General features: G+C 66.2%; 16 protein-coding genes. 13 read left to right on the top strand and 3 right to left on the bottom strand.

Annotation, left to right across the window (positions count from 1 at the left end; genetic code table 11):
* The first annotated feature begins 60 nt into the window (after window positions 1–60).
* The 13 genes from pyrR (at window position 61) to CXX84_RS05200 (ending at window position 15,214) form a co-directional block, all read left to right on the top strand.
* Window positions 61–648 (top strand): bifunctional pyr operon transcriptional regulator/uracil phosphoribosyltransferase PyrR, encoded by a 588-nt coding sequence (gene pyrR, locus CXX84_RS05260; protein ID WP_102975646.1) that lies wholly within the window; start codon window positions 61–63, stop codon window positions 646–648.
* On the top strand, window positions 645–1,670 hold the full coding sequence (locus CXX84_RS05255) for an aspartate carbamoyltransferase catalytic subunit (RefSeq protein ID WP_102975645.1): 1,026 nt from the start codon (window positions 645–647) through the stop codon (window positions 1,668–1,670). Before pyrR ends, CXX84_RS05255 begins: the two co-directional genes overlap by 4 nt.
* Complete coding sequence (locus CXX84_RS05250) at window positions 1,670–3,004, top strand: dihydroorotase (RefSeq protein WP_102975644.1); 1,335 nt, start codon at window positions 1,670–1,672, stop codon at window positions 3,002–3,004. The genes CXX84_RS05255 and CXX84_RS05250 overlap by 1 nt, the downstream gene beginning before the upstream one ends.
* Window positions 3,004–3,522: a hypothetical protein gene (locus CXX84_RS05245; protein ID WP_102975643.1), complete on the top strand. Its 519-nt coding sequence runs from the start codon at window positions 3,004–3,006 to the stop codon at window positions 3,520–3,522. The genes CXX84_RS05250 and CXX84_RS05245 overlap by 1 nt, the downstream gene beginning before the upstream one ends.
* A complete protein-coding gene (gene carA, locus CXX84_RS05240; RefSeq protein WP_223252978.1) occupies window positions 3,503–4,807 on the top strand; it encodes a glutamine-hydrolyzing carbamoyl-phosphate synthase small subunit in 1,305 nt (434 codons plus the stop codon). Before CXX84_RS05245 ends, carA begins: the two co-directional genes overlap by 20 nt.
* Entirely contained in the window at window positions 4,807–8,121 is a 3,315-nt protein-coding gene (gene carB / locus CXX84_RS05235) for a carbamoyl-phosphate synthase large subunit (protein WP_102975641.1), read from the top strand. Before carA ends, carB begins: the two co-directional genes overlap by 1 nt.
* Window positions 8,114–8,986, top strand: a complete 873-nt coding sequence (pyrF, locus tag CXX84_RS05230; RefSeq protein ID WP_102975640.1) for an orotidine-5'-phosphate decarboxylase — start codon at window positions 8,114–8,116, stop codon at window positions 8,984–8,986. Before carB ends, pyrF begins: the two co-directional genes overlap by 8 nt.
* Window positions 8,987–9,099: 113 nt before the next feature.
* Entirely contained in the window at window positions 9,100–9,417 is a 318-nt protein-coding gene (mihF, locus tag CXX84_RS05225; RefSeq protein ID WP_102975639.1) for an integration host factor, actinobacterial type, read from the top strand.
* Between the two features lie 44 nt (window positions 9,418–9,461).
* Window positions 9,462–10,058: a guanylate kinase gene (gmk, locus tag CXX84_RS05220; protein ID WP_102975638.1), complete on the top strand. Its 597-nt coding sequence runs from the start codon at window positions 9,462–9,464 to the stop codon at window positions 10,056–10,058.
* Window positions 10,059–10,073: 15 nt separating this feature from the next.
* The gene (rpoZ, locus tag CXX84_RS05215) at window positions 10,074–10,334 is read left to right on the top strand and encodes a DNA-directed RNA polymerase subunit omega (RefSeq protein WP_003800778.1); all 261 of its coding nucleotides are present in this window, start codon (window positions 10,074–10,076) and stop codon (window positions 10,332–10,334) included.
* 39 nt (window positions 10,335–10,373) lie between these two features.
* Window positions 10,374–11,612, top strand: coding sequence for a bifunctional phosphopantothenoylcysteine decarboxylase/phosphopantothenate--cysteine ligase CoaBC (gene coaBC / locus CXX84_RS05210; RefSeq protein WP_102975637.1), 1,239 nt, complete (start codon window positions 10,374–10,376; stop codon window positions 11,610–11,612).
* 86 nt (window positions 11,613–11,698) lie between these two features.
* Window positions 11,699–12,934 carry a methionine adenosyltransferase gene (metK, locus tag CXX84_RS05205; protein WP_102975636.1) on the top strand — a complete coding sequence of 412 codons (1,236 nt, stop codon included), beginning with the start codon at window positions 11,699–11,701 and terminating at the stop codon, window positions 12,932–12,934.
* 132 nt (window positions 12,935–13,066) lie between these two features.
* Window positions 13,067–15,214, top strand: coding sequence for a primosomal protein N' (locus CXX84_RS05200; protein WP_102975877.1), 2,148 nt, complete (start codon window positions 13,067–13,069; stop codon window positions 15,212–15,214).
* Window positions 15,215–15,223: 9 nt separating this feature from the next.
* Here CXX84_RS05200 and CXX84_RS05195 read toward each other — a convergent pair whose 3' ends face one another.
* Genes CXX84_RS05195 through CXX84_RS05185 form a run of 3 tightly spaced genes read right to left on the bottom strand, consistent with a single transcriptional unit; the run spans window position 15,224 to window position 18,100 of the window.
* The gene (locus tag CXX84_RS05195) at window positions 15,224–16,297 is read right to left on the bottom strand and encodes a glycosyltransferase family 4 protein (protein WP_102975635.1); all 1,074 of its coding nucleotides are present in this window, start codon (window positions 16,295–16,297) and stop codon (window positions 15,224–15,226) included.
* Window positions 16,294–17,220, bottom strand: coding sequence for an alpha/beta fold hydrolase (locus tag CXX84_RS05190; protein WP_102975634.1), 927 nt, complete (start codon window positions 17,218–17,220; stop codon window positions 16,294–16,296). Before CXX84_RS05190 ends, CXX84_RS05195 begins: the two co-directional genes overlap by 4 nt.
* Window positions 17,221–17,230: 10 nt before the next feature.
* Entirely contained in the window at window positions 17,231–18,100 is an 870-nt protein-coding gene (locus CXX84_RS05185) for an aldo/keto reductase (protein ID WP_102975633.1), read from the bottom strand.
* Window positions 18,101–18,105 lie beyond the last annotated feature (5 nt).

Raw genomic sequence — 18,105 nt, 5'->3', positions numbered from 1 at the left:
GAGACGCACATGATCCTTTTTTAATTCCGTCCTGTGAGGCGGGGAAAGGGGAGACGAGCGTTGACTTCTGTCACCAGCGCACCGGTTCCAGCCAGGGTTGTCCTCAGCCAGGCGGACATTGACCGGGCCCTCACTCGTATCGCCCACGAAATCCTTGAGGCAAATAAGGGTTCCCAGGACCTTGTCCTGCTGGGCATCCCGCGCCGCGGCTACCCGCTGGCACTCCGGCTCGCCGACAAAATCGCAGCAGCGGACAGCACTGTTGATGCAGCGGCAATCGTAGGCCAGCTCGACGTCACCATGTTCCGCGACGATCTCTCGCATCAGGGGACCCGGCCGCCTTACCCCACCAAACTGCCGCGCACCGGTATCGACAACAAGGTGGTTGTCCTCATCGATGACGTCCTGTACTCCGGGCGCACCATCCGCGCCGCCCTCGACGCCCTCGTTGACCTGGGCCGGCCCCGCATCGTCCGGCTCGCCGTCCTGATCGACCGCGGCCACCGCGAACTTCCCATCCGCGCGGACCACGTGGGCAAGAACCTGCCAACATCTTCCGCGGAAAAGGTCCGGGTCCGGCTCGAGGAGACGGACACCGCCCCCGGCGGCGCACCAGTGAACGAAGTAGTCATCGAGGGCCGTTCATGAAGCACCTGCTCTCTACCGAGGACCTGAGCCTCAGCAACGCCATCCGCATCCTGGACACCGCAGAGGAGATGGCAGCGGTAGGTGACCGCGAAGTGAAAAAGCTTCCGGCTCTCCGCGGCAGGACCGTAGTCAACCTCTTTTTCGAGGACTCCACCCGGACGCGGATCTCCTTCGAAGCCGCAGCCAAACGACTCTCCGCGGACGTCATCAACTTCGCTGCCAAAGGCTCCTCGGTCTCCAAGGGGGAATCCCTGAAGGACACCGCCCAGACGCTCTCCGCCATGGGTGCGGACGCCGTCGTCATCCGTCACTGGGCGTCAGGCGCGCCGCACCGGCTCGCAGCCACCGACTGGATCGACGCCGCCGTCATCAACGCCGGCGACGGCACCCACGAGCACCCCACCCAGGCGCTCCTGGACGCGTTCACCATGCGCCGCCACTGGGCACGGCTGGCCGGTACAGGCTCCGAAGGCGCCGACCTGAAAGGGATGCGCGTAGCCATTGCCGGTGACGTCCTCCACTCCCGCGTTGCCCGGTCCAATGTCTGGCTGCTGCGCACCCTTGGTGCGGACGTCACCCTGGTGGCGCCGCCCACCCTGCTGCCCATCGGCGTCGAAAAATGGCCCTGCAAGGTGAGCTACAACATGGACGAAACCCTGGAGCAGGGAGCGGACGCCGTCATGATGCTCCGGGTCCAGGGTGAACGCATGAACGCGTCCTTCTTCCCCAGCACCCGCGAATATTCCCGCCGGTGGGGATTCGACGATAACCGGCTGCGGGCCCTGGACACCCTGGGGATGAAGGACACCATCATCATGCACCCGGGGCCCATGAACCGAGGCCTGGAAATTTCCGCGGCCGCAGCCGACTCGCCCCGTTCCACAGTGCTCGCCCAGGTCCGCAACGGCGTCTCCGTGCGGATGGCCGCACTGTACCTGCTGCTCTCCGGGGACACCCGCGAACCAGCCGCCACCCCCGCCCTTGCCTACGCCGGCACCCATTCCACCAAGGAGAGCAACTGATGGCCGCCAACACCGGAACATACCTGATCCAGGGCGCCGCCATCCTGGGCGGTGAACCGGCCGACCTGCTGATCCGTGACGGCGTTATCGCCGAAACCGGCAGCGGACTGACCGCTGAGGGCGCCACTGTCATCGATGCCTCCGGCCTGGTGGCGCTGCCCGGCATGGTTGATGTCCACACTCATCTCCGCGAGCCGGGCCGGGAAGACGCCGAAACAGTGGAGACCGGCACCCGCGCCGCAGCGCTGGGCGGGTATACGGCGGTCCACGCGATGGCCAACAGCACGCCGGTGGCGGACACCGCGGGCGTGGTTGAACAGGTATTCTCACTCGGCCAGGCAGCCGGGTGGGTGGATGTGCGGCCGGTAGGCGCCGTCACCGTGGGCCTCGCGGGGGAGCAGCTCGCTGAACTGGGCGCCATGGCCGATTCCCGGGCGCGGGTGCGCATGTTTTCCGACGACGGGATCTGTGTCCACGATCCTGTCCTGATGCGCCGCGCACTGGAGTACGTCAAAGCATTCGACGGCGTGGTGGCCCAGCACGCGCAGGAACCACGGCTGACCGCCGGTGCGCAGATGAACGAAGGCGAGGTGTCAGCGGTGCTCGGCCTCGCCGGCTGGCCCGCTGTTGCCGAGGAAAGCATTATTGCCCGCGACGTCCTGCTGGCGCAGCACGTAGGCTCGCGGCTCCACGTCTGCCATGTCTCCACGGCCGGCTCTGTTGAAATCATCCGCTGGGCCAAGGAACGCGGCATCAACGTCACGGCGGAAGTCACCCCGCACCACCTGCTGCTCACCGACGACCTGGTCCGCAGCTACGACCCCGTGTACAAGGTCAACCCGCCGCTGCGCACCGACGCTGACGTCCAGGCCCTCCGGGCCGGGCTGGCAGACGGGACCATCGACGTCGTGGGCACCGACCACGCGCCGCACCCCAGCGAGCACAAGGAGTGCGAGTGGGCGCAGGCCGCAATGGGCATGACGGGGCTGGAGACTGCCCTCTCGGTGGTGCAGCACACCATGATCGACACCGGCCTGATGACGTGGGCGGACTTCGCCCGGGTCACCTCCACCGCCGCCGCGAAAATCGGGCGGCTTGAGGACCAGGGCAGGCCCCTGGAAGCAGGGGAGCCGGCCAACGTCATCCTCGTGGATCCTGCCGCCCGCTGGACCGTTGACCCGTCCCGGATGGCAACCATGGGCCGAAACTCGCCCTTCAAGGGCAGGGAGCTGCCGGGCAAGGTTGTGGCCACCTTCTTCAAGGGACACCCCACCGTCCTGGACGGCAGGCTCAACACTCCGTTCCGGCACGCCGCGTCCGTGGGCGCCGCCTAATGGACAAAATCCTCCCCGGACTCGCGATGCTCGCGATCATTGCCGTCGTCTTCGTCCTCCTCGCCGTTGGATGGCGGAACAGGCTGCGCCGCCAGTCCGACGTCGAACACCTGCCGTCCGTGCCGGAGGCTGCCGGTGAGCCGCTCGCCGTTGCGGAGGGGCAATACGTCGCCACCACCACAGCCGGTGACTGGCTGGACCGCATCGCGGTCCATGGCCTGGGCATCCGCACCAACGCCGTCCTCGAGGTCTACCCGCACGGCGTCCTCTTTGACCGTTCAGGAGCTCCGGCACTCTACGTCCCTGCGGCGTCGCTCACCGCCGTCCGGCAGGACAGCGGCATGGCCGGCAAATTCGTGGAAAAGGACGGCCTCCTGGTCCTGGCCTGGACGCACGGCAGCCATGGGCTGGACACCGGCTTCCGCACCCGCCGCGCGGCGGACAAGGACGTTCTGTTCGAAGCACTTCAGGAATTGATTTCTTCGGCCCCCGCGGCTGATGCCAACAGTGGAAAGTAAGACAGTGACAACACATACCGCAGTAACCGCCCCAGTTTCCGCTCCGGTTTCCGTTCCAGCTGCGCTGGTCCTTGAAGACGGCCGCATCTTCCGCGGGAGCAGCTACGGCGCCACCGGAACCACCCTGGGCGAGGCCGTCTTCGCTACCGGCATGACCGGCTACCAGGAGACCATTACGGATCCTTCCTACGCCCGCCAGCTTGTGGTCCAGACCGCACCGCACATCGGCAACACTGGCGTGAACAACGACGACGCAGAGTCCCGCCGCATCTGGGTTGCCGGCTACATCGTCCGTGACGCCGCGCGCCGCCCCTCCAACTGGCGCTCCGAGCGTTCCCTGGACGAGGAGCTGGTGGCCCAGGGGATCGTGGGCATCCAGGGCGTGGACACCCGGGCCATCACCCGCCACCTCCGCGAGCACAAAACCATGCGCGCCGGCATCTTCTCCGGCGAAGCCGCGCAGGCCACGGACAAGGAACTGGTTGACGCGGTGCTGGCCAGCGCCCCCATGGAAGGCGCACGCCTCGCGGAGGAAGTCAGCGTCGACGAAGCCTACGTGGTGGACCCGAAGGACCACGGCTGGGACGGCGAACCCCGGTTCAGCATTGCCGCCGTCGACCTTGGCATCAAGGCCATGACGCCCGTCCGGTTCGCCGAGCGCGGCGTCCGGGTCCACGTGCTCCCCGCCACCGCCACCCTGGAAGACGTCAAGGCGGTCAACCCGGACGGCTTCTTTATGTCCAACGGCCCCGGGGACCCCGCCACTGCCGATACACAGGTGAAGCTGCTCCGCTCCGTCCTTGACGAGAAGCTGCCGTACTTCGGTATCTGCTTCGGCAACCAGATCCTGGGCCGCGCGCTCGGCTTTGGCACCTACAAGCTCCGCTACGGCCACCGCGGCATCAACCAGCCCGTCATGGACCGCCGCACGGGCAAGGTGGAAATCACGTCCCAGAACCACGGCTTCGCCGTGGATGCACCGCTCGACGGCGCAACGCTGGCTCCGGAGGAACGGTACGGCCGTGTGGAGGTCAGCCACGTCAGCCTGAACGACGACGTGGTGGAGGGCCTGGCCTGCCTGGACATCCCCGCCTTCTCCGTGCAGTACCACCCCGAGGCAGCGGCCGGCCCGCACGACGCCGCCTACCTCTTTGACCGCTTCATCGACCTGATGGAGGGCACCCGGGACGGCAGGACCGCCAATCTGTCCAAGGATCCCGTGGACTCCGCACATCCCGCAGGCGCTGAACACAAAAACGACAACAAGACTGAGGACAAGAAGTAATGCCGAAACGTACAGACCTCAAGAGCGTCCTCGTCATTGGTTCCGGCCCGATCGTCATCGGCCAGGCCGCAGAGTTCGACTACTCCGGCACGCAGGCGCTGCGCGTCCTGAAGGAGGAGGGCCTGCGGGTCATCCTGGTCAACTCCAACCCGGCCACCATCATGACCGACCCCGAGTTCGCCGACGCCACCTACATCGAGCCCATCACCCCCGAGGTGGTGGAGAAGATCATCGCCAAGGAACGCCCGGACGCCGTCCTGCCCACCCTGGGCGGCCAGACGGCACTGAACACGGCCATCGCCCTGGACAAGAACGGCGTACTCGAGAAGTACAACGTGGAGCTCATCGGCGCAAACATCGCCGCCATCGAACTCGGCGAGGACCGCGAAAAGTTCAAGGGCGTGGTGGAACGCTGCGGCGCGGAATCCGCCCGCAGCCACATCATCCACAGCATGGATGAAGCCCTCAAGGCCGCCGACGACCTCGGCTACCCCATGGTGGTCCGGCCGTCCTTCACCATGGGCGGCCTCGGCTCGGGCCTCGCCTACAACGAGGACGACCTCCGGCGCATCGTGGGCCAGGGCCTGCAGTACAGCCCCACCAGCGAGGTGCTGCTCGAAGAGAGCATCCTCGGCTGGAAGGAATACGAGCTCGAGATGATGCGGGACAAAAACGACAACGTCGTGGTGGTCTGCTCCATCGAGAACTTCGATCCCGTAGGCGTCCACACCGGTGACTCCATCACCGTGGCACCTGCCCTCACCCTCACCGACCGCGAATACCAGCGGCTGCGCGACATCTCTATCGCCGTCATCCGCGAAGTGGGCGTGGACACCGGCGGCTGCAACATCCAGTTCGCCATCGATCCCGCCACCGGCCGCGTGGTGGTCATCGAGATGAACCCCCGCGTTTCCCGCTCCTCGGCGCTGGCGTCAAAGGCAACCGGCTTCGCCATCGCGAAGATCGCCACCAAGCTCTCCCTGGGCTACACGCTGGACGAGATCCCGAATGACATCACCCAGAAGACCCCGGCGTCCTTCGAGCCGACCCTCGACTACGTTGTGGTGAAGGTACCGCGCTTTGCGTTCGAGAAGTTCCCGGCCGCGGACAACACCCTCACGACCACCATGAAGTCCGTGGGCGAGGCCATGGCCATGGGCCGCAACTTCACCGAGGCCCTGCAGAAGGCCTTGCGCTCCCTGGAGCAGAAGGGCTCCCAGCTGGACTTCACCTCCGTTCCCGAATGGGAAGTGGCCGAGCTGATCGAAAAAGCAAAGCGGCCGACGACGGACCGGCTGTACCAGGTCCAGCGCGCCCTGCTGGGCGGCGCCACCGTAGAGCAGCTTTTTGAGGCGACGAAGATCGACCCCTGGTTCCTCGACCAGCTCCAGCTGCTCAACGAGATCTCCCACGAGATCCGTAAGGCGGGTGCACTCACGGTTGACATGCTGAAGCGCGCCAAGCGGCACGGCTTCTCCGACGAGCAGATCGGCGCCCTCACCCACAATTCCGAAGCTGTGGTCCGCGGCGTCCGGCAGGCGCTCGGGATCCGCCCCGTCTACAAGACTGTGGACACCTGCGCAGCGGAATTCGCCGCGTACACCCCGTACCACTACTCGGCCTACGACGAGGAGGACGAGGTTGCGCTGCACTCCAAGCCGTCCATCCTGATCCTCGGCTCCGGCCCCAACCGCATCGGCCAGGGCATCGAGTTCGACTACTCCTGCGTCCACGCCTCCATGGCATTGCGCAAGGCCGGCTACGAGACCGTCATGGTCAACTGCAACCCCGAAACCGTCTCCACGGACTACGACATCTCCACCCGCCTGTACTTCGAGCCCCTGACGCTCGAGGACGTCCTGGAGGTCATCGCCGCGGAAGAACGCACCGGCGGCGTGATGGGCGTCTTCGTGCAGCTTGGCGGCCAGACCCCCCTCAAGCTGGCCCAGCAGCTGGCTGACGCGGGAGTGCCCATCCTCGGCACCTCCCCGGAAGCCATCGACCTCGCCGAGCACCGCGGCATGTTCTCCCGCGTGCTGGACAAGGCCGGCCTGATCTCCCCGAAGAACGGCACCGCCGTGTCCTTCGAGGACGCCAAGAAGATCGCCGACGAAATCGGCTACCCCGTGCTGGTCCGCCCGTCCTATGTGCTGGGCGGCCGCGGCATGGAGATCGTCTACGACGAGCCCAACCTTTCCCGCTATATCGCCAACGCCACGGAAATCACCCCGGACCACCCGGTGCTGATCGACCGCTTCCTGGAGGACGCCGTCGAAATTGACGTCGATGCCCTCTTCGACGGAACCGACATGTACCTGGGCGGCATCATGGAGCACATCGAGGAAGCCGGCATCCACTCCGGCGACTCCGCCTGCGTCCTGCCGCCCATCACCCTGGGCACCAACGTCCTGGAACGGGTCCGCACCGCAACCCGGGCCATCGCCGAAGGCGTGGGCGTCCGCGGCCTCATCAACATCCAGTTCGCTTTGGCCTCCGACGTCCTGTACGTCCTGGAAGCCAACCCCCGGGCGTCCCGGACCGTGCCGTTCGTGTCCAAGGCCACCGGCGTGCAGATGGCCAAGGCCGCGGCCCTGATCGGCACCGGTGTCACCATCGGCCAGCTCCGCAGCGCCTACAAGATGCTGCCGGAAGCGGGGGACGGCTCCACGCTGCCCCTGGACGCCCCGGTGTCCGTCAAGGAGGCAGTCCTGCCGTTCAGCCGCTTCCGTACCCTTGAGGGCAAGGTGGTCGATTCCCTGCTCGGGCCCGAAATGCGCTCCACCGGTGAGGTCATGGGCATCGACAAGCACTTCGACACCGCGTTCGCCAAGAGCCAGGCAGCGGCCAACAACGCCTTGCCCACCGAAGGCAAGATCTTCGTCTCCGTAGCCAACCGGGACAAGCGTTCGGTGATCATGGGCGTCAAGCGGCTCTCCGACCTCGGCTTCGAGATCGTCTCCACCGGCGGCACTGCGGACGTCCTGCGGCGCAACGGCATCCAGGCCACCCCGGTCCGCAAGGTGGCAGAAGGCAGCAGCGCCGAGGGTGAAGGCACCATCGCGGACCTGGTGATCGCCGGGGAGATCGACATGGTGTTCAACACACCCTCCGGCGGCGAGGCCCGCAGCGACGGTTACGAACTCCGCGCAGCGGCCACGTCCATCGGCATCCCCTGCATCACCACGGTGGCCGAGTTCAACGCCGCCGTCCAGGCCATCGAGGCGATGCGGACCTACGAGTGGTCGGTGACCAGCCTGCAGGAGCACGCCGCGTCCCTGGCGGCGTCCCAGAAAGCTGCCCTGCAGCATGCCTGAGCACGTATCGCCATCCGCTGCAGTACCCGGCCGGGAGTCCTTTGGCTCGCGGCTGGGTGCCGCCATGGCGGCCCGCGGCCCGTTGTGCGTCGGCATCGATCCCCACCCCGCCCTGTTGAAGAGCTGGGGACTTGACGACGACGTCGCCGGGCTGAGGCGGTTTTCGCTGACGGTGCTGGAGGCGGTGGCTTCGCTCGCTGCCGCCATCAAGCCGCAGGTGGCGCTGTACGAGCGCCACGGTTCCGCCGGAATGGCGGTCCTGGAAGAGGTTCTTGCCGAGGCCCGGGACGAGTCCGTGCTCACCATTGCCGACGCCAAGCGCGGCGATATCGGATCCACCATGGCCGCCTACGCCGACGCCTGGCTCCGTGACGATTCCCCCCTGGCTGCGGACTCCGTGACCCTTAGCCCGTACCTTGGCTTCGAGTCGTTGCGCCCCGCGCTGGACCTTGCAGCCGGGACGGGCCGCGGCGTCTTCGTCCTTGCGCTGACGTCCAACCCGGAGGGTGCCTCCGTGCAGCACGTCGGGGGAGCGGACTCGGTGGCCCGCCGGATCACGGAGGCGGCCGCGGTGGAAAACCGCCGCTACCAGGGAAGCCTCGGTTCCGTGGGCCTTGTGGTGGGCGCTACCGTAGGCTCCGCCCTGTCGGACCTGGACCTGGATCTTGCCGGCATGCGCGGGCCCATCCTGGCGCCGGGCCTGGGCGCGCAGGGGGCAACGCCGTCGGATCTGCGCGCCACTTTCGGTGCTGCCTATCCGCAAGTCCTGGGTACCTCGAGCCGGGAGATTCTCTCTGCCGGGCCGGATCAGCGCGGACTGCGTGAGGCCGCCCAGCGGAACGTCGACGGACTCCGCAGCGAATAGTGGTGCGTTTCACCGGATGCATTGATTCGGGCAGCACCAAAGGGTAGTTTCAGGACAGGTCCAAGGGCGGCCGCCCTTGGACCAAATCCACCGAATCCCGGGGGTGTGGCGCCATGGTCCTGCGACCGTTATCCGCGTCGGAACGGGCTGACGCCCTGAACAAGGCAGCAGCAGCCAGGGCTACCCGTGCGGCGGCCAAGGAAAGCCTCAAGAACGGTGAAAGGTCCGCCGCGGACATCATCAGCTCTTCGCTGGAGGATGATGCGTTGGCCCGGATGAGGGTGTCCGAACTGCTGGAGGCGCTCCCGGGCATCGGAAAAGTACGGGCCGCGGCAATTATGGGCCAGTTGGGGATAGCCGCTTCCCGCAGGGTCCGCGGCCTGGGCGTTCACCAGCGCCGGGCGCTGGTAGATTTTATAGACGAGAGTTAGGGCGGGCGTGAAGCCTGCTGATCCCAACCCCGGCAAAGGAATACGTGAGCAAGAAACCTGGACTGACAGTCCTCGCTGGTCCGACGGCTGTTGGCAAAGGCACCGTGTCCACCTACATCCGGGACAATTATCCCGAGGTATGGCTGTCCGTATCCGCCACCACCCGGGCTCCCCGTCCCGGCGAGCAGGACGGCGTCCACTACTTCTTCAAGTCCAAAGAAGAGTTCGAGCAGCTCGTAGCGGACGGGGAACTCCTGGAATGGGCTGTGGTTCACGGCCAGAACACGTACGGGACGCTGAAGAGCACCGTTAATCAGGCCATTGCCGAGGGCCGGTCTGTACTTCTGGAAATCGACCTTCAGGGTGCCCGGCAAGTGAAAGCCGCGGTTCCCGACGCACAGTTTGTCTTTTTGGCCCCGCCCAGCTGGGACGAAATGGTCCGCCGCCTGGTGGGCCGCGGCACCGAAAGCCCGGAGGAACAGCAGCAGCGGCTGGAAACCGCTAAACTGGAACTTGCTGCTGAACCGGAGTTCGATTTCACCGTCGTGAATGACGACGTTCGCCGGGCAGCGGACGAGCTTGTTTCACTCATGGGGCTGACCCCGCACCCGCATGGCGCGCCGGAACCGTCAACCCGCTAGAACTTTGGAGAATTCGTGTCTACGAACCTTGAAGGCATCATCAACCCGCCCATCGACTCGCTGCTTGAGGCAGCCGATTCCAAGTATGGCCTGGTGATTTTCGGTGCCAAGCGTGCTCGTCAGATCAACGCTTACTACGCCCAGCTGCACGAGGGCCTTTTCGAATACGTCGGCCCGCTGGTTGACACCAAGCTGAACGAGAAGTCACTCTCGATCGCCCTGCGCGAGATTAACGAAGGCAAGCTGGTTTCCACGCCGATCGAAGCAGCAGAGTAATAACTGCCGCCGAACTGACGTGCTGTTGACGGAGGTCACGTGCGCATAGTCCTCGGAGTCGGGGGAGGGATTGCCGCCTATAAGGTGGCATCGCTCCTCCGGCTTTTTACTGAAGCCGGCCACAACGTCACGGTCATCCCCACGGAGGCGTCCACCCGCTTCGTGGGTACCGCAACCTGGGAGGCGCTGTCCGGAAACCCGGTGAGCAACAGCGTTTTCGACGACGTCCACCAGGTCAACCACGTCCGGCTGGGCCATGAAGCGGATCTGGTGGTCATCGCCCCGGCCACTGCCGACCTGCTGGCAAAAGCAGCGACCGGGCAGGCCGGGGACCTGCTGACCAACACCCTGCTGATGGCGCACGGCCCTGTGCTGTTCGCCCCGGCCATGCACACCGAGATGTGGCAGCATGCTGCCACCCGGGCCAACGTTGAGACCCTGCGCAGCCGTGGTGCGGCCGTCCTGGAGCCGGCAACCGGGCGGCTGACGGGCGCCGATTCCGGCCCGGGCAGGCTTCCCGAGCCGGAAGCTATTTTTGACGCTGCCATGGCACTGCTGCAAGGACCATCAGACTTCCAGCTGCCGCTGGCCGGCCGGACGGTGACCATCAGTGCCGGCGGCACCCGTGAACCCCTGGACCCGGTACGCTTCCTGGGCAACCGCTCCTCCGGGAAGCAGGGCGTCGCCCTGGCCGTCGCCGCCCGGAATGCCGGCGCCAGCGTCCGCCTGCTGGCAGCCCACATGGAAGTCCCGCCCCCGGCCGGCGTCGATGTGGTGCAGGTGGAGACGGCCCTGCAGCTTCGCAAAGCCGCGCTGGCGGCGGCAGCTGACTCCGACGCCGTCATCATGTCTGCGGCAGTTGCCGACTTCCGCCCTGCGGAGGTTTCGGACACCAAGATCAAGAAGCGTGATGACACAGCCGATCCCGTCATCACGCTGGTGCGCAACCCTGACATCCTGCAGGAACTGGTGGAACTGCGGAACGGCACAGCCGGGCAAAAGCAGCAGCTGATTGTTGGCTTCGCGGCAGAAACCGGCGACAGCGATGGTGGCGTTCTGGCGCATGCCCAGGCGAAACTTCAGCGCAAGGGCTGTGACCTCCTGGTGGTCAATCATGTGGGCACGGACAAGGTCTTTGGGCAGGATACGAATTCGGTGGTCATCCTGGCCCGCGCCGGTTCCGAACCACAGGAGGCCTCCGGAACCAAGACAGAGGTTTCGGCAGCCATCATCAGCCGGATCGGCTACGAACTGAATTCCGTTTCGCCCCGAGCCTGAGTGTTTCAGGCCACGTTCACTTAGCACGGAGACATCTCGCCCCGTCTCCTGCGGGTGGTGCGTATCCCAACCAGTAAGGTAGTTGAGTGACTTTACCGCTGCACCTTCCCCAGACGTCCGGGGCCACGCCCTCCGCACTCCGGCTCTTCACCTCCGAGTCGGTCACCGAAGGCCATCCCGATAAGATCTGCGACCAGATCAGTGACGCCATTTTGGACGCTCTGCTGGCTGCCGACCCGGAGTCCCGGGTAGCTGTGGAGACCATGGCCACCACGGGCCTGGTCCACGTGGCAGGCGAGGTCACCACTGATGCGTACGTGGAGATTCCCCAGATCGTGCGCGAAACGATCCTGGGCATTGGCTACGATTCTTCCGCCAACGGATTCGACGGCGCCCGCTGCGGCGTCTCCGTTTCCATCGGGCAGCAGTCCAACGACATTGCAGGCGGCGTGTTCAACTCGCTCGAAGCCCGCGAGGGCCGCCAGGAAGATGACTACGACCTCCAGGGCGCCGGCGACCAAGGCCTGATGTTCGGCTACGCCAGCGACGAAACGCCGTCGTACATGCCCACACCCATCTGGCTGGCACACCGCCTGTCCGAACGACTCACCGAAGTCCGCAAGTCAGGCGAACTGTCGTACCTGCGCCCGGACGGCAAAACCCAGGTGACCGTGGGGTACGACAAGGACGTCCCGGTTTCCGTGGAAACAGTCGTCATCAGCAGCCAGCATGCGGAAGGCGCGAGCCTGGACCGGCTCCGCGCGGACCTCGCATCGGTGGTCATCGAGCCGGTGCTGGCGGGTGCCAACCTGGACCTGTCCCGCACCCATAACATTCTTAACCCTGCCGGTGAGTTCGTGATCGGTGGCCCGGTGGGTGATGCCGGCCTGACCGGACGAAAGATCATTGTGGACACCTACGGCGGCATGGCCCGGCACGGCGGCGGTGCATTCTCCGGCAAGGACCCGTCCAAAGTGGACCGCTCCGCCGCGTACGCCATGCGCTGGGTTGCCAAGAACGTGGTTGCTGCAGGGCTTGCCAAGCGGGCGGAAATCCAGATCGCCTACGCCATCGGCCAGGCGCGGCCGGTAGGCACGTACGTTGAGACGTTCGGGACTGAAACGGTGGACCCGGCGCGGATCAGCGCTGCCATTGCGGAGATCTTCGACCTGCGCCCCCGCGCCATCATCGATGCCTTGGACCTGAAGCGGCCCATCTACGCCAAGACCGCAGCGCACGGGCACTTCGGGCGCGACGAGCCGGACTTCACCTGGGAGCGGCTGGACCGCGTCGATGACCTGAAGGCATTCTTCAACGCCTAGGCTGCACGCTTCCGTCCCGGTCATTCGCCTGGTGAAGAATGTCAGTCCCCTGTGGTTGGCTGGGCATGTCCATCCGGGAGCCGAACGGAGGTAACTGCCATCGCTGCCCACAGGCCGGGTACTCATGTGCCCATTGCTGACAGCCCTCTCCAGCCGTCCCCGGACGGATCCGGCGCGGTCCAGCCTTCGCTCCTGCAGGGTTTTCCGGCCACTCCGCGGCCCGGTGGCCCGCAACTGGCCCGGCACCTGCCCGTGGCCAAGGTGCTGGTGGAGTCCTCCCTGCCGCACCTGGACCGGCTTTTCGACTACGGGGTTCCGGAGGCGCTGGACGAATCGGCGATGCCGGGCGTCAGGGTCAAGGTCAAGTTCAACGGCCAGGATCTCAGCGGGTTCCTGATGGAACGGGTCGCCGAATCCGACGCCGGACACACCTTGGTTCCGTTGGCGAAAGTCGTGTCCCCGGTCGCCGTCCTCACACCCGCTGTCCGGGAACTTGTGGCCGCCGTCGCGGCACGCTGCGCCGGTACCGTCAGCGACGTCCTGCGCGTTGCCGTGCCGCCCCGGGTGGCGAAGCTGGAAAAGGAGTTCACGGCCGGGCTGCCCGCTGGTACCGCTGATCCGGGCCGGGTGCCCGAAAGTCCAGAGACGCCCCCGGGTCCGGGGCAGGAAACGCTGCCCGTTTCCTGGGCGCTGTACCGCAACGGCCCGACGTTCCTGCACCATCTGGCGGGCGGCGGTTCTCCCCGGGCCGTCCTGAACCCGCTTCAGGGCTATGGCACGGGAGGATGGCCGCAGCTACTGGCCGAAGCGGCGGCGGCCGCCTACGCATCAGGGCGTGGCGCCCTTGTAGTGGTGCCCGACTACCGCGATCTCGACCGCCTCGAAAAAGCCCTCCAGGCCTTGCTGCCCGAAGACGCAGTTGCCCGGTTAACGGCCGACGACGGGCCCACTCCGCGCTACCGGAATTTCCTTCGGCTTCTGGCGGGGACAGCCCGGGTTGCCATTGGCACGCGGTCGGCCGCCTTCGCCCCGGTCAAGGACCTTGGCCTGGTGGCCTGCTGGGACGACGGCGACGACCTCCACATCGAACAACGCGCCCCCTACGCCCACGCCCGCGACGTCCTGCTCCTGAGGGCCGGGCAGGAAGGCGCTGCCTGCCTCCTCGCCGGCCACTCCCGCAGTACGGAGGCCCAGCGGCTGGTGGAGGCCGGCTGGGCAATTGCAGTCGATGCCGGCCGCCCTGATGTCCGGCGGACTGTTCCGCGCATCGTCAATACTGCCGACAGTTTCGAGCAGGAGCGGGATCCGCTGGCCAGGATTGCCCGCCTTCCTGGAGCTGCGTGGCGGGCGGCAAAGGAAGGACTGGAGCACGGACCGGTCCTGGTGCAGGTTGCGCGTGCCGGTTACGCGCCGTCGCTCGCCTGCGAGACCTGCCGGGAGCCCGCCCGGTGCGGCACGTGCCAAGGGCCGCTTGCAGTAGCCGGGGCAAGCGGAACCTCAGCCATGCCCCAATGCCGCTGGTGTTCCACACCTGCGCCGGACTGGCACTGCGTGCACTGCGGTGGCAGGCGGCTCCGGAAGGGCGCCACGGGAGTCATCAGGACAGCGGAGGAGCTCGGCCGCGCGTTTCCCGGCAAGACGGTCATTACCTCCTCGGGAGACCAGGTCAAAGCGGAAGTGGGCGCCGGCAAGGCCCTGGTGGTGGCGACTGTAGGCGCGGAACCGGTGGCCACCGGGGGATACGCTGCAGCCCTGCTCCTGGACGGTGATTCCCTGCTGCGCCGTGAGACGCTCCGCGCGGGCGAGGACACTGTGCGGCGGTGGTTCAACGCCGCAGCGCTTGTCCGCCCGGCCGCGGATGGCGGGCTGGTGGTGGTCACCGCAGCGGACACAGCTGCCGTAGGCGCCCTGCTCAGATGGGATCCCGCCGGCTATGCCGAACGGGAGCTGTCATTGCGGGTGGAGCTGCAGCTGCCCCCTGCCGTACGCCTGGCATCCGTTACCGGGCCCAGGGCCGCCGTCGAGCAGTACGCCGGGGCCGTCACCGCGGAGCTGGCCGCCGGAGGAATCACCTTGCGCACTGCCGGACCGGCACCCGTGGTTCTTAACGGCCCGCCCACGCCCCGCCGCTCAGTGGAGGATGTCCGGACGCTGCTCTTTTTCCCTTATGCACAGGCAGCTGCCGTGACCCGCGTGCTGCGGGTCACCAGGGCAGCCGCAGCCGCAAAACGTTCCACCGAGCCCTTCCAGCTCCGGCTGGACGGCGTGGACGTGCTGTAACGGCAGGTGCTAACGCCGCCGCTGCCTGATCTCATGGGCAACGTCCACCAGCTGGCGGGCTGACTCATCCCAGCTGAACTCCCGGGCACGTGCAACGCAGCGCCGTGAGATGTCCTGCCAGCGGCTGGTGTCCTGCAGGGTACCTACGGCGTCGGCAAACTGCCCGGGGGAGGCGGGATCAACGTAGAGGGCAGCATCTCCACCGACTTCCCTGAAAATAGGGATGTCGCTGGCAATGACAGGGGTGCCCAGGGCCATGGCCTCCACCAAGGGAAGCCCGTAGCCTTCAGCACGGGAAAGGCTCACCAGGGCCGTTGCCTGCCGCAGGAAAGCGTGATACTCCTCATCGGTTACGCCATTGTGGAACTCCACGTGCGCCCCCGGCGGAACCAGGCGTTCCAGCTCGGCGCGGCGCTGGGGTGTGATGCGGCTCAGCAGGTGCAGGGTGTAACCGGGGAGCCCGGCCATTCCCGCCACCATGGTCTCAACGTTCTTGTACGGCATGAAGGAGCCCATGTAGACAAGCGTGCGTTCCGCCCCGGCCTCAGCGGGGCGGGGCTCCTGCTCCGGCTGGGGGGCGTTGCTGATGATCCTCACCGGGCGGCGGGTCAGGCGGTACTTTGCAATCAGCGCTTCCGTGGTTTTACTGATGGTGGCCACAGTGTCCGCGCGGTTGAGGAGAAGCCGCTGCGGCCAGAACGCCTTGTGGTAGAGCCGCCAGAGAAGCCGCACCGGTGCGGGCAGGATGCCGGGTGGCGCCGGGTGTTCATAGTAGATGAGGTCGTGGAGTGTCAGGACCAGCCCGTACTTCCGGCCCCAGGTTCCCATTGTCTGCATGGGACACACCACCACGTCCGCGCCCAGCTTGTTGATACTGCGGGCCACCAGTAGCTCCATCGGCGACAACGGGCTGCTGATCAGGGTGTAGGGGACGTCCGGGAGCAGGGCGAGCTGCCGTACGTCGGAGACCAGCATGGAAACGTCGGCGATTTTCGCAGTGGCCGCAATCAGGCTTGCCCCGTACCGGCTGATGCCGTCGTGGTGGTCGGTCCGGGTGAAACGTGCGTCGATAACAATTTTCACGCGGGGTGGTCCTTAAGGAAGCTGCGGATAAAGGCGGCGGCCGGTTCCGGCGTTTCGTAATGGATCAGATGGCCGACGCCGGGAATCACATGGAGTTCGCCGTCCGGCAGCAGCGCGGCGAGGCGGCGCTGGTCAGGGAGGACGGCAATCTCATCCTTCTCACCGGCTATCAGCAGCACCGGGAGGGCCAGCCGGCCGGCCACCTCGGCCACATGGCTGCTGACTGAGGCAGTAAAGGACTCAAGGAGGCTGTCGCGGCTGGCGAACGCGCTGAAGTAAGCGTGGTGCTGGCCGTGAATGAAACGGCGCAGGTCCCGGTCCGGCGTCTTGGCCATGGTTTCACTCATCATCCGGACAATCAGCGGGCTGCGCAGCAGGGCCAGTCCCACCGGCCTGGGGAGGCGCGCGGAAAGGCGGTAGTAAAGGACTGCAAGCCGGGTCATGATTCCCTTTGGCCCCTCCAGTGCCGGTGCAGCAATCGGGTTGATGAGGATCAGGGGATTTACGGTTCCCGGGTTCCCGGCGACGAAATGCGCCGCGATGATGGAACCGAAGGAATGGCCCAGCAGGACTGTGTCCGGGCCCAGTCCGAGAGCCGCCATGAAGCTGGTGATGAATGAGCCGTAGCGCTCCACAGAATGGACGCCGGTGGTAAACGCTTCAGAATTACCGAAGCCAGGGAGGTCCGGCATGATGATGCGCATCTCCGGAAGGTGGTCTGCGACGCGCAACAGTCCGTGATGGTCTCCACGGAAGCCGTGGATCACCAGGATGGTCCGCGTTTCCGGGCCGGCTTCCACCGGCTCGTAGGTCCAGAATGCAACCTTGCCGCCGTCGATCTCCATGGAGGATGAAAATGTACGGGACGCGAGGCCGGAGCTGAAGTAGGCAGGCATGCGGGATCCGGGGTGTGCTGTAGTCATCTGTCCTGCCCTAGCTGACGTGGTCCGGGTGGGAGCCGGTCCGATGTCCCCGGTCGAGCCCTGCAAGCGCAGTCATGTCCCGGCCGGAAAGCTCGAAATCGAACACGTCGAGGTTTTCCCGGATGCGGGCCTCCGAGCTCGCCTTGGGGATGGCAATGTTACCCAGTTGCATGTGCCATCGCAGGATCACCTGGGCCGGTGTCCTGCTGTGTTCCGAGGCGCAGGCACGGACAACCGGATCATCGAGGACCTGGCCGCGGCCCAGCGGACTCCAGGCTTCGGTCCGGATGCCGAGGTGGTCATGCAGCGTGCGCAGTTCCTGCTGCTGAAGCCACGGGTGCAGCTCAATCTGGTTGACCGCCGGGACCACCTCTGCTGTCTGAAGCAGGCGGTCAAGGTGGGCCGGCTGGAAGTTGCTGACCCCGATAGCTCGGACTTTCCCTTCCCTGTACAGCGTCTCCAGCGCCCGGTACGTGTCGGGGAAAAGGCCACGCCTGGCGCACGGCCAGTGGATGAGGTACATGTCCACGTAGTCCAGGCCAAGATTGACCATGGAGTCATCGAAGGCCCGGAGCGTGGCGTCATAGCCGTGGTGGTCGTTCCACACTTTCGTGGTGATGAACAGGTCTTCCCTGGACAGCGACGGCAAAAGTTCGCCTGAGCCGCCGCTGCCGGCCGTACCGCCCAGCTGGGAACTGATGCCGCGGGCAACGCCCGTTTCGTTGCCGTACATGGCGGCGGTGTCGAAGTGGCGGTAGCCGGCCGCGAGCGCGATGGCAACGAGTCCTGCCGCGTCCGCAGCCGGGACCTTGTACAGCCCGAAACCGAGCTGGTGGATCAGCACGCCGTTGTTCAGGCTGAGCCGCGGTGAAATTCTCATAGCCA

Source organism: Arthrobacter sp. AFG7.2, from assembly GCF_002892835.1.
Lineage (GTDB): Bacteria > Actinomycetota > Actinomycetes > Actinomycetales > Micrococcaceae > Arthrobacter.
This window is presented reverse-complemented; position numbering and strand designations above follow the sequence as displayed.

Bases quoted from the DNA above. Each gene is read 5' to 3' on its own strand.
- CXX84_RS05255 (WP_102975645.1), top strand. From the start codon at position 645: ATGAAGCACCTGCTCTCTACCGAGGACCTGAGCCTCAGCAACGCCATC.
- CXX84_RS05250 (WP_102975644.1), top strand. From the start codon at position 1,670: ATGGCCGCCAACACCGGAACATACCTGATCCAGGGCGCCGCCATCCTG.
- CXX84_RS05245 (WP_102975643.1), top strand. From the start codon at position 3,004: ATGGACAAAATCCTCCCCGGACTCGCGATGCTCGCGATCATTGCCGTC.
- carA (WP_223252978.1), top strand. From the start codon at position 3,503: ATGCCAACAGTGGAAAGTAAGACAGTGACAACACATACCGCAGTAACC.
- carB (WP_102975641.1), top strand. From the start codon at position 4,807: ATGCCGAAACGTACAGACCTCAAGAGCGTCCTCGTCATTGGTTCCGGC.
- pyrF (WP_102975640.1), top strand. From the start codon at position 8,114: ATGCCTGAGCACGTATCGCCATCCGCTGCAGTACCCGGCCGGGAGTCC.
- mihF (WP_102975639.1), top strand. From the start codon at position 9,100: ATGGTCCTGCGACCGTTATCCGCGTCGGAACGGGCTGACGCCCTGAAC.
- CXX84_RS05190 (WP_102975634.1), bottom strand. From the start codon at position 17,220: ATGACTACAGCACACCCCGGATCCCGCATGCCTGCCTACTTCAGCTCC.
- CXX84_RS05185 (WP_102975633.1), bottom strand. From the start codon at position 18,100: ATGAGAATTTCACCGCGGCTCAGCCTGAACAACGGCGTGCTGATCCAC.